10 protein-coding genes, 1 tRNA gene and 1 rRNA gene are annotated in these 6439 nt (G+C 37.5%); 2 read left to right on the forward strand and 10 right to left on the reverse strand.

Annotation, left to right across the window (positions count from 1 at the left end; all coding sequences use genetic code 11):
- Window positions 1–25 precede the first annotated feature (25 nt).
- Complete coding sequence (locus DW963_RS07850; protein WP_117914854.1) at window positions 26–787, reverse strand: SDR family NAD(P)-dependent oxidoreductase; 762 nt, start codon at window positions 785–787, stop codon at window positions 26–28.
- Window positions 788–944: 157 nt separating this feature from the next.
- Between DW963_RS07850 and DW963_RS07855 the strand changes: the two genes are divergently transcribed.
- Window positions 945–1751, forward strand: a complete 807-nt coding sequence (locus DW963_RS07855; protein WP_117914856.1) for a S8 family peptidase — start codon at window positions 945–947, stop codon at window positions 1749–1751.
- Between the two features lies 1 nt (window position 1752).
- On the opposite strand, the gene DW963_RS13305 is transcribed toward DW963_RS07855, so the two are convergent.
- From DW963_RS13305 to DW963_RS07880, 6 genes are all read right to left on the reverse strand, one after another.
- Complete coding sequence (locus DW963_RS13305; RefSeq protein ID WP_158567484.1) at window positions 1753–1911, reverse strand: hypothetical protein; 159 nt, start codon at window positions 1909–1911, stop codon at window positions 1753–1755.
- Window positions 1911–2588: a hydrogenase nickel incorporation protein HypB gene (hypB, locus tag DW963_RS07860; RefSeq protein ID WP_117914858.1), complete on the reverse strand. Its 678-nt coding sequence runs from the start codon at window positions 2586–2588 to the stop codon at window positions 1911–1913. The genes DW963_RS13305 and hypB (DW963_RS07860) overlap by 1 nt, the downstream gene beginning before the upstream one ends.
- Entirely contained in the window at window positions 2581–3291 is a 711-nt protein-coding gene (gene hypB, locus DW963_RS07865; protein ID WP_117914860.1) for a hydrogenase nickel incorporation protein HypB, read from the reverse strand. The genes hypB (DW963_RS07860) and hypB (DW963_RS07865) overlap by 8 nt, the downstream gene beginning before the upstream one ends.
- 11 nt (window positions 3292–3302) lie before the next feature.
- Window positions 3303–3758, reverse strand: coding sequence for a GNAT family N-acetyltransferase (locus DW963_RS07870; RefSeq protein WP_286169187.1), 456 nt, complete (start codon window positions 3756–3758; stop codon window positions 3303–3305).
- A 273-nt stretch (window positions 3759–4031) separates the two neighbouring features.
- Window positions 4032–4652, reverse strand: a complete 621-nt coding sequence (locus tag DW963_RS07875; RefSeq protein ID WP_117914864.1) for a TRAP transporter large permease subunit — start codon at window positions 4650–4652, stop codon at window positions 4032–4034.
- A 19-nt stretch (window positions 4653–4671) separates the two neighbouring features.
- Window positions 4672–5127 carry a TRAP transporter small permease gene (locus DW963_RS07880; protein ID WP_243004306.1) on the reverse strand — a complete coding sequence of 152 codons (456 nt, stop codon included), beginning with the start codon at window positions 5125–5127 and terminating at the stop codon, window positions 4672–4674.
- Window positions 5128–5159: 32 nt separating this feature from the next.
- On the opposite strand from DW963_RS07880, the gene DW963_RS07885 reads away from it, so the two are divergent.
- Window positions 5160–5501, forward strand: a complete 342-nt coding sequence (locus DW963_RS07885; RefSeq protein ID WP_286169190.1) for an FCD domain-containing protein — start codon at window positions 5160–5162, stop codon at window positions 5499–5501.
- 8 nt (window positions 5502–5509) lie between these two features.
- Here the strand turns inward: DW963_RS07885 and DW963_RS07890 are convergent, their stop codons facing one another.
- From DW963_RS07890 to DW963_RS07900, 3 genes are all read right to left on the reverse strand, one after another.
- On the reverse strand, window positions 5510–6010 hold the full coding sequence (locus DW963_RS07890) for a DNA-deoxyinosine glycosylase (RefSeq protein ID WP_199669369.1): 501 nt from the start codon (window positions 6008–6010) through the stop codon (window positions 5510–5512).
- Between the two features lie 109 nt (window positions 6011–6119).
- Window positions 6120–6190, reverse strand: a tRNA-Trp gene (locus tag DW963_RS07895).
- Between the two features lie 140 nt (window positions 6191–6330).
- Window positions 6331–6439 (reverse strand): 23S ribosomal RNA (locus DW963_RS07900); the annotation flags it as partial.

Below are 6439 nucleotides of genomic sequence, written 5' to 3' on the forward strand. Positions count from 1 at the left end.
AATTATTTCAATATGTATATAGCCATTATGGCATTATAGAATTAGCACCATCAACAATCACGCTCTGTCCTGAAAAATAGCATGAATCCGGACCAGCTAAAAATGCAATGACTGGAGCAATATCTGTCTCTGGATCACCAAAACGCTTCATAGGATTAAGGTTAACCTGCTTCGCATATTCCTCTGGAAACTTCTCAGCCCATGCCTTAGCTGCTGGTGATTCAGCTCCTGGAAGAACGATATTGACACATATACCATACTGTCCCCATTCCTTAGCTGCAATCTTAGTCATACCTCTTAATGCTTCCTTGTTAGAACCATAAGCTAACTGTCCTGCAATGCCAAACATACCTGTTGCAGAAGCGAAGTTAATAATTCTTCCTTCATGCTGTTCCTTCATATAAGGGAATGCAGCCTGCATATAGTTAAGCGAACCAATTACACCACTTTGCCATGCCTTAAGCATATTATCATAAGAAGTTTCTTCAACTGGGGCAGAAGGAACTATAGCCTGTGCGTTGTTTACTACAACATCAACTGTTCCATACTTTTCTGCAGCAGCCTTAACAACCTCTTCAACTCTTGCTCTGTCTGCTGAATCGCATGCAAACGCAAAGCCTTCTCCACCTAATTCCTTAATCTCTGCAATTGTCTGCTCAATTGGCTCTGCTCTACGTCCCGTTGCAATAACCTTAACCCCTCTTTTTGCAAGACAAAGAGCAATTCCTTTACCTATTCCCTGACCTGCTCCTGTTACAATAGCAACTTTTTCATTTAACTGTTTCATTAAAGTACCTCCACAATTTTTATATTTAAATTATATCAATTATTTATAAGAAAGTAAATGAATAATCAGTCACATCTAATCCCTGTAATATAACCGCACTAAACCACCTAATCTGAATATACTAAAATATATATATTATGTTCTGAAAATAATTATTATGAATAAATTAATGACTGTTGCTGTAATAGATTCAGGAATATATCCTCATATAGATTTCAAAAACCGCATAGTAGCTTTCAAAGATTTTGTCAATGGCAGAAAAAATGCTTATGACGACTGTGGACATGGCACCCATGTAAGTGGAATTATCGCTGGCAGCGGTTATGCAAGCCACGGCAGAATCAAAGGAATCTGTCCTGCCGCCAGGCTCGCTGGAATCAAGGTGTTAGACAGACTTGGCAATGGCAGAATTGAAAATGTTTTAGATTCCACTGACTGGATAATCTCCCATCAGAAGGATTTGAATATAAGAATTGTCAATATATCCTTCGGCGCAACCACATTTGGCGAAAAAGAAAATCTTATTGCTCTTGAAAAAGCAATTGAAAAGCTCTGGGACAATAATATAATTGTTGTTGCAGCCGCTGGCAATGATGGTCCGGGGCGACAGACTGTTGCAATCCCAGGAACCTGCAAAAAAATTATCACTGTCGGTTCCCCGGATGGCAAAGATTTCTATTCAGGAAGAGGTCCAACAAGCGAATGTATCGTAAAACCAGAGCTTATTGTTAATGGCTCGTATATCCGTTCATGCAATAATTCTGTCAATGGTTATTCCGTAAAAAGTGGAACTTCCATGTCTGCCCCGGTTGTTTCTGGTGCAATTGCAGATGTTCTGATAAAAAAAGACATGTCTCCTAAAGAGATAAAGAAAAGACTCCATTCCTGCTGCACTAAAAAAGCCCTGCCAGATAATCTGCAGGGCTGGGGATTATTAAATCTTTCCGAATTCATGAATATATGAACTATTTTGTATTGACTGCCATAAGTATATCAATCATAAAATACTGTATAAGAATAAGTGCAAGTGCAAGTACTACGATAACAACAAGCGGAATCCACTTATGCTTCTTTAACCCCTGTCCTTTCTGATTCTGTTTTTTAAAATTACGACTGTCTACCATCAGACTGTACCTCCAATCCATTCCTTAATATTATTGTCAAGCCAGCTTATCCATTCTTCAAAGCCTTCGCCAGTCTTAGCTGATACGAAAAACACCTTTGCTAATGGATTTCTTTCGTGAATTCTTTCAACAACTACTTTGTTATCAAAATCAAAATACTCTTTAGTATCTATTTTATTGATGAGAACTACATGACACACCTCGAACATAAGAGGATACTTAAGCGGCTTATCATCACCTTCAGGATACGAAAGAATAACAACATTGCATGATGCACCTGTATCTGTCTCAGCTGGACATACAAGATTACCGACATTCTCCATAACAAGAAGGTCAAGCTCCTCTGTGTCAAATTCATCAAGTGCCTGCATAGTCATATGAGCGTCCATCGCACACTCCCCTCCTGTATGCACCTGAATAGAAGCAACTCCTGCTGCCGCCATTTTCTCAGCATCTACAGAAGAATCAATATCTGCTTCCATTACGCCTATACGGTATCTGTCTCCTAACATCTTTGCTGTTCTTAGCAGAGTTGTAGTCTTACCTGCTCCCGGACTCGACATAAGATTAACCATAAATGTTTTCTCTTCCTTAAGCCTTGCCCTTGTCTTAGCAGCTATCTCATCATTAACTGCATAAACACTCTGATGTACATCAATTACTCTTACATTACCCATTCTGGTTCTCTCCTAAATATTGTGCCACATAGCATTTAAGCCATTCACACCATGCATCCATTCCTTCTCCTGTTCTTGCAGAAATAGGGAAAACTACTGCTTCCGGATTTCTCATTGCAATATTATCCTTAACTCTGTCCATATCAAAATCAAATGCCGACATTGAATCAATCTTATTAATAATCACAGCCTGACACTTCTCGAACATAAGTGGATACTTAAGTGGTTTATCATCTCCTTCCGGAACTGAAAGAATTGCCACATTAAGACATGCACCTGTATCAAACTCAGCCGGACACACAAGATTACCAACATTCTCAAGTATAATAAAATCAAGTGCATTATCTGCTTCATCTTCTAACGCAGCCATTCCCTGTCTTGACATATCAGCATCAAGATGACACATTCCTCCTGTATGCAGCTGTACTGCTGACACTCCTGCCCTAGCAACAGTAAGTGCATCAACATCCGAATCAATGTCTGCTTCCATTACACCTATATTAAAATGTTTCTTAAGTCTTTCAATTGTACCAACAATAGTTGTAGTCTTACCTGAACCGGGGCTTGACATGACATTCATATAGAATATATTTTTCTTCTTTAGCTCTTCTCTTAATCTGTCAGCATCAGCACCATTGTCCTCTAAGATAGTTTTCTTAAGGTCAATTATCTTCATGCTTCTTTCATTATAATTATTATTCATAACAACTCCAATTAGTAATCCTTAGCCATCTGAACATAACCGAGTCTCTCGAATCCTGCCTTCTTATATGCTTTCACTGCTCTTTCATTCTCTTCTTCAACCTCAAGCCTGAATCTTACAGCTTCTTTTCCATACATATTATCAAGATGTTCAAAGAACTCACCTGCAATGCTCTTTCCTCTGTAATCCGGCTTAATATATATATCTTCAACCCACACACAATTACCACCACATTCAGTAGAATAGCTGTGTGCAACCATTGAATAACCCATGATAACACCTGTGTTACCCTCAAATACAAAGCACTCTATAAACGGATTATCTCCGAGACAATCTGCAATATCCCTTTTCATAACATCCTCTGAAGGGTCTGAAAGCAGTGCTGGTGAGGCATAAAACACCTTCATCATCTCAAGGACTTCAGCTGAATCCTCTTCTTTCATGCTTCTTATAATAATATTATCCATCTGAATCATTCCTTTATTACATGATAATTAATGATATCATAATATTTATTTATTGGCAAATTAAAAGACGCGGACCACCACTAAGGGCAGCCCGCGCCTTTCTTATTATAATTTATTCATTTTTTAACGTACACTCACGAACCCGTGCTTTCGTACTCTTTCGCCCTGCTTCGCATGGCCGTTCGTTCGCTAATGGCACAGGAAAAGTAAATGTCTGCTCTGCAGACGCTTACTTTTCCTATGTGCACATTATATTAGGAAAAAAGATATTTATTACACTAATCCCAGAATCTTAGGTAAGAACATAGAAATCGCAGGGATGTATGTAACCAGTAATAATGCTACGAAAATGATAGCAAAGTACGGTAACATGTACTTGATAACACTTTCAATAGTAACTCCACCAACACGGCAGCCCGTGAAGAGGATTGTTCCAACCGGTGCTGAAGCTGTATTTACGGCTACGCTGTAGTTCTTATCATAACCTTCCTTATCCTCTAATGGTCCGATTGTGCTTCCCATAGCTGCAGCTGCAGCTGCACCTGAACCACTGATGGCTCCAAATAACATGTTAGCAACTACATTTGACTGTGCAAGTGCTCCCGGCATTCTACCAGCAATAACCTTGGCACAATTAACAAGTCTTGTTGCGATACCGCCATTGTTCATTATATTACCTGCAAGGATAAAGAACGGAATGGCTATAAGTGAAAATGAATTCGAACCCGCGAATATTCTCTGTGCTGAAGTTGCAAAAGAAACATTTGCCGGAATCATGCATATCATTGAAACTGCTGATGAAAGACCGATTGCTACACCGATAGGAGCACCGATTATCAGCAATATAACTAATATTGTAACCATTACTAAGGCTACCTGTAATGCTATACTCATGCGAAAGTCCTCCTCATAATTATTGCTTATTTGCTTTGAGTTCAAGTCCAATATTATAAATGCTGTAGAAGATTATAATCACACCGCATATTGGAATAATTGAATAGATGACACCTGTTGGAATATGAAGAATTGTATCTAACTGTACAAGATTCATTTTTGCGATTGAAAAACCACCATATACCATTACAAGTCCAGCAAAGCAGATTGTAACAAGCTCAATAATTATGCTGACTATCATCTTAGGTGTTTTAGGTAACTTATCCTTAATAACTGATATATTAATATGCTCTCTCTGTCCGAACATATATGTTGCTGATATTATAATCAGCCATACGAAACAGTATCTTGTGAGTACTTCAGTAACGCTGCTTGGGCTTTTGAAGAAATATCTTGCTATGACCTGATATGTTACCATAAGTACCATTGCAATAAATATTACAACACTTGAATATGAGGTAATCTTGTCTTGCAAATGATATAAATACTGCAAGAGGTCAGAAAACTATCAGAGAACTTGACAATATTCTTGACCTTCAATATAAAACTATTGAAGATCATCCAGATAATGGCAATTATGAAGATTTCATCAGTTATGATCATCAGTTTCATCTGCTCTTAGTAAAATACATAAACAATGATGAGGTCAATCACATTTTTCAAAGACTTATGTATCTGATAAAACTTACTTCTCAGTCAGCTCTCGAGGTTGATGGACGTATAACTGGTACATTAGATGAACACAAGAAATATTTTGATTATCTCAAAGCTGGTAATGGTGATAAATCTTATAACATCCTTATAGATCATCTTATGATGCCTCTTAATGTTGTTAAGCCTGAAAAATAATTAAAAATCTAATATATTATAGACTTCTTCCATATCTCAACAAGCTTCCCCAATGAATATGCAGCATTTGCAGGACTTGTTGAGGGAAGAATATCTGGTTTAATTCCCAGATATTTCATCTGATATTTTTCATAATATTTCCCTGATGTTTTCCCATTACATATTACTTTTTCAATCTTAGAATTATCTATAATGCTTTTCAAATCTGTTGGCACAACATTCTTAATGCTACTGTCACTAGAACCAATTATGTCACAGCTGTATATCGTATCCCACATTGCAATATTATGCTTTAACATAAATGCCTTCTTTTCTTCTATCGTCTGCGGAACTGCCTCTTCAAATACTCCACTAATCATTTTCCAGAATCTGTTCTGCGGATGTCCATAAAAAAACATCTGCTCTCTTGACTTAACTGACGGCAGACTTCCAAGTATCAATATTCTTGATTCACAGTTATACAACGGTGGAAATGGGTGTATTATATGCTCATATTTAGATTCATTCATGATTATCTCCTCATCATTATTATTATATAGTTTTAGCAGCATTGTAATTAATCTTTTTAAATGCAAAAAAAGGATTCAAGCTGAAATTCAACTTAAATCCTTTAAATAGCAGGGGATGAGAGAATCGAACTCCCACCAAAGGTTTTGGAGACCCCTATCATACCATTTGACCAATCCCCTATCTTTAAGGAGAAGGATTGTTCCTTCAAAACTGCACATTAAATATATCATACCATATCTGTCTTTGCAAATACTTTTTCATCCGATTACTCTTAAGAATAACTCTCTTTGTTCTATCCAAACCGTCTTAACCTTTTCTTTTGGTTAAGCCCTCGACCTATTAGTACAGATCAGCTCCATATGTCACCACACTTCCACCTTCTGCCTATCTACCTCGTCGTCTTCAAGGGGTCTTACTAACTTACGTTA

Origin of the sequence: Eubacterium sp. AM46-8 (assembly GCF_003466705.1) — a bacterium.
GTDB lineage: Bacteria > Bacillota > Clostridia > Lachnospirales > Lachnospiraceae > Lachnospira.